The sequence below is a fragment of the Bremerella cremea genome (assembly GCF_003335505.1).
Taxonomy (GTDB): Bacteria; Planctomycetota; Planctomycetia; order Pirellulales; family Pirellulaceae; genus Bremerella; species Bremerella cremea_A.
On sequence record NZ_QPEX01000040.1, the window covers coordinates 1 to 3,551 of the forward strand.

At 53.0% G+C, this 3,551-nt stretch carries 3 protein-coding genes; 2 read left to right on the plus strand and 1 reads right to left on the minus strand.

The window, feature by feature from the left end; translation table 11 throughout:
- The first annotated feature begins 186 nt into the window (after positions 1-186).
- The gene (locus DTL42_RS19225) at positions 187-891 is read left to right on the plus strand and encodes a hypothetical protein (RefSeq protein WP_114371035.1); all 705 of its coding nucleotides are present in this window, start codon (positions 187-189) and stop codon (positions 889-891) included.
- Positions 892-977: 86 nt separating this feature from the next.
- Here DTL42_RS19225 and DTL42_RS19230 read toward each other — a convergent pair whose 3' ends face one another.
- Positions 978-2,363: an IS4 family transposase gene (locus DTL42_RS19230; RefSeq protein WP_114371037.1), complete on the minus strand. Its 1,386-nt coding sequence runs from the start codon at positions 2,361-2,363 to the stop codon at positions 978-980.
- A 533-nt stretch (positions 2,364-2,896) separates the two neighbouring features.
- On the opposite strand from DTL42_RS19230, the gene DTL42_RS19235 reads away from it, so the two are divergent.
- Positions 2,897-3,322, plus strand: coding sequence for a hypothetical protein (locus DTL42_RS19235; RefSeq protein ID WP_114371039.1), 426 nt, complete (start codon positions 2,897-2,899; stop codon positions 3,320-3,322).
- The last annotated feature ends 229 nt before the right edge of the window (positions 3,323-3,551 follow it).

A 3,551-nucleotide genomic window follows, 5' to 3' on the forward strand; every position in this document is an offset into this window, starting at 1 on the left:
ATTTTAAAGCAGGACACTACCGTCAAAGATAACATCCGCGGAAAACGCCTCCGCGCCGGCTGGGACGAGACGGTGCTGGACAAGATTTATGCCGGTTTTAATGGGGATTGAACATGCGATTGCCGTGGGTGCAACAGTGGTTGTACGAATGGTCATTTACACCGAGGTTTTAGGAGTGAATTGGTGATGACATTGATACTCTATCGGAAAACGGCATTGCAGAACGGTAAATTCAGCGCGATCGTTTGCGATGGTCGGCTAGCATCAGAAATTGACGATCAAGAATTTGTTACTTACTACGGCATTGATGGGGCAGCATATGAGATTCGGCAAAAGGGAATTTCCGAGGTTGCATCCGCTTCGGGTGGGGGGGCGGTTGAGAAAATCGCATGTGCATCCGTCGTAAGGCTTGCTGAGAACTCGACTGATTTTGAGTTGCGCACTTTAATCGGAGCTATGGATACGCGATTTCTCTGCGAAAAGACGCCCTTCAATGAACGCCAACAGGCCTGTAGAGTCAAAATGGAATTAGCCGATATTCGAGAATTTCGCACATTCACTTGTGCAATCAACGGATTGCGTACTTTTGAAGACATGCTCCATGGTCTCGACGTGAAATCTAGTTCTCGATCTGCAAGCCCATTGTTTGTTAGATATAGCGATGAGGTGATAGCTGCGGCCAGGAATGTGACAATATGGGCCGTACTTCATTTGCCAATATGTTTTAGATGCTATGACACCCTGATATATGGCATCATTACACTAAAAGGTCCATCGGACTCCAGTGTAATCATCAGTTGGGTGGACGGTCCGGAAAGGATCGCGAGCGGAACGCAACTCTTCTGCACGATAGCCCCTCATTTGCCGCAAGTGGTTGCATCTGTGTGTTGAGAGAACGCCTGAACATTCCCGAAAATGGAAATAATTGTTACGAACCCGACTCTTGGTTTTGTCGGCGGAGTGGCACGGGCATAGTCCTAAGCTGCGGTGGTGTAGGCGTTTCGGTTGGGGTTGCGCGGGGTTTGCAGGAGTTTATACGACTTCGGGCGGCGTTTAATCTGGCGTGGTTCTTTGCGATTAGGGCGGTTGCCGACTTTCAGTTCGTGGATGGTTGTTAGCAGGTTGTCCCACTGCATCGATCGTCTTCCCGAGCCGAGTCGCAGCGTGGCCGCGAATTCTTCCAGGGCCTGCATCGCGCCGGTGAAGCTTTGCAGGGATGGGCACCGTGCGAATTTCAGCGCCGAGGCCAACATGGCAGCGCGAACCAGATTGTAGCCGATCAAGTGGCAGTGCAACTCCTTGCGAACCATCGCCGGAGTCTTGCAGCGCAAGTGATCCATTTGCATCTGGCTTTTCAAACTGCGAAGGTGCAGTTCCGCCCACCAGCGACGGCGATATAGGTCCGCCAGTTCCTCGCCGCGATAGATGTCGGCGTTGAGCAGGGTTGTCGCTAACGTGATCTTACGCGTGCGAAAGCCTTTCTGGGTCACTCGATAACGGAGGTGGCGAACCAGAATTGACGAAGGGTAACACGCGTATTCGCGCCTCGTCATCCACTTCGGCCGAGTCGGTTTCGCGTACGCAACGATCTGATCGTAGTGGCCTTGCCGCAGTCCCTTGCGAAAGTCGACGCGACGCAGATGATGAGCCCGGGTTACCAGATCGATGTTATGCATCTCGCCCTGGGCCAAGAGCCAGAACGAGGCGTAGTAGCGATCGGCAAGAATGATTTTCCCCGGAGAAAACCGAGGCAACAGCGTTCGCAGAAGTGAAGTTTCGCCCGTCTCTTTGCCAGCGTAGGCGCCGATCGCGACCATCGTTGCCGCGCCGGTCGCCAGCGAAAAGACTTGTACGACGCGTGCCAACGGCCAACCGCAGCCAGGCTTCTGGCTCTTCTGTTGCGGATAGGCTTTTTGATTCGCTCGCGTATCGGCCATCGTCACGGTAGTGCCATCGACAAGGTCGACTTCGCGACCATGAAAGAGCCACTTATCAACGGTCGCCTCGTTGCATTGCAGGGCGATCCAAGCAAGCAACCTTTCGAACAGAGCTTCCGGCAATCGCTTGCGTGCCTTGCAGTACGAAGTCGTTTCACTACTGCAGCGCGACAGGCCTTGTGCCGCTCGCCAACCATTGAGCCGGGCGACTGCCTGTTGGCAACTGTGATCGGCCGAGAGTACCTGCGTGATGAACATCCAAACGGTCACCATTGGAGTGTAGACACGATCACGAAACGCGAAGTCAATCTCACGGCAGATCGCGGCAACCTTGTCGGCCGGCAACAGCATGTCTAGAAGCAGGAAGTTCAGATGCTGCAACTTGCTTTGAACTTCGGCGGCGGAAGCATTAGACTGATCAGACACGGCGGGGCCTCCTGAGTTGGAAGTAGTAAGTCACCTCCATTTCAGCGAAGCCTCGCCGTCGTTTTCCAATCAATGGCTCAAAAAGTGCTTGGCGAAGACCGCTATCACAGCCAGTTGCGATAGCACACACGCCCCCAACCTACATACTGCACCCCTTGGCTTAAGCCCGTGCCATTCAGTCCTGACCCCTTTTCCTCCCTCAAAGTGATTGTGCATGGTGAAGCAGTCGGTGGGGCAGCAGGGGAACTGCAAATCTCATTGCAGGGACTGGGCAATGACTTACTGGCAGAAAGCAAGCGATTAACACAAGCGACGGAACGGGCCGCCCAATCTGAAATTAAAAGGGTACGAAGCAAAGCAGCTTGCTTGTGATTGACGGGTCAGCCGTTGGTCTAAGTGACACGGCGTTTGATGCAGCATTGGGAACCTTCAAACGAGTGTCGCTTGCTCGCCGAATTCAACAAGGTGCACCAATCACGTCGGGCAAAATCGTCTTTGTCCATCAACTTGGATACAGAATCGTAGAGTATTGAATGAGCAATCTCGTCAGCTATGTAATTGACTTACCCGGTCGGGATGTCATCCCGAGTCTTGCTCCCTCGTATCAACCGAATGAGGCTGCTCTAAAAGAAGTGACAAGGACAGGCAGTCTTTGGGATGGACGGCTGATCGAGTCATCGGTCGATTTTTCCATTGAGCTGTCGGGCGAAATCACTGTGGTCTGGCTGACGACTCGCTATTCCAACTTCATCTCAGACCCGGTCGTTCACGACTTCGTAATCAATTGGGAGAATATTCTCTCAGGTCTATTGGAAGCTCGAATTGTGCGTGTCGACGAATTCTTGCTAAACCAGTGGGAGAGTGAAAGAGGAGACTTCTGGTTTCGAGAGAAGGGAGCGTTCGCCGCCTTCATCGAATGGGTAATACAGAAACCATCGGAAAGCTGGTCCCTCTTGTAGCCGCTATCGACCTCGATCAGTTCTCATGATCTTCGCAGGCTGTGCCGGTTTGAACGTGGCCGGTTGAGCAGGCTTCCACGGCTTGAACACGGGCACGCCTGACGGCGGCGGCTTGGGAAAAGATACGGTGTCAGGGAAAAGATACGGTGTCAGGGAAAAGATACGGTGTCAGGGAAAAGATACGGTGTCAGGGAAAAGATACGGTGTCAGGGAAAAGATACGGTGTCAG

Excerpts from the sequence above, each read along its gene's own strand:
- DTL42_RS19225 (WP_114371035.1), top strand. The coding sequence starts at position 187 with ATGACATTGATACTCTATCGGAAAACGGCATTGCAGAACGGTAAATTC.
- DTL42_RS19235 (WP_114371039.1), top strand. The coding sequence starts at position 2,897 with ATGAGCAATCTCGTCAGCTATGTAATTGACTTACCCGGTCGGGATGTC.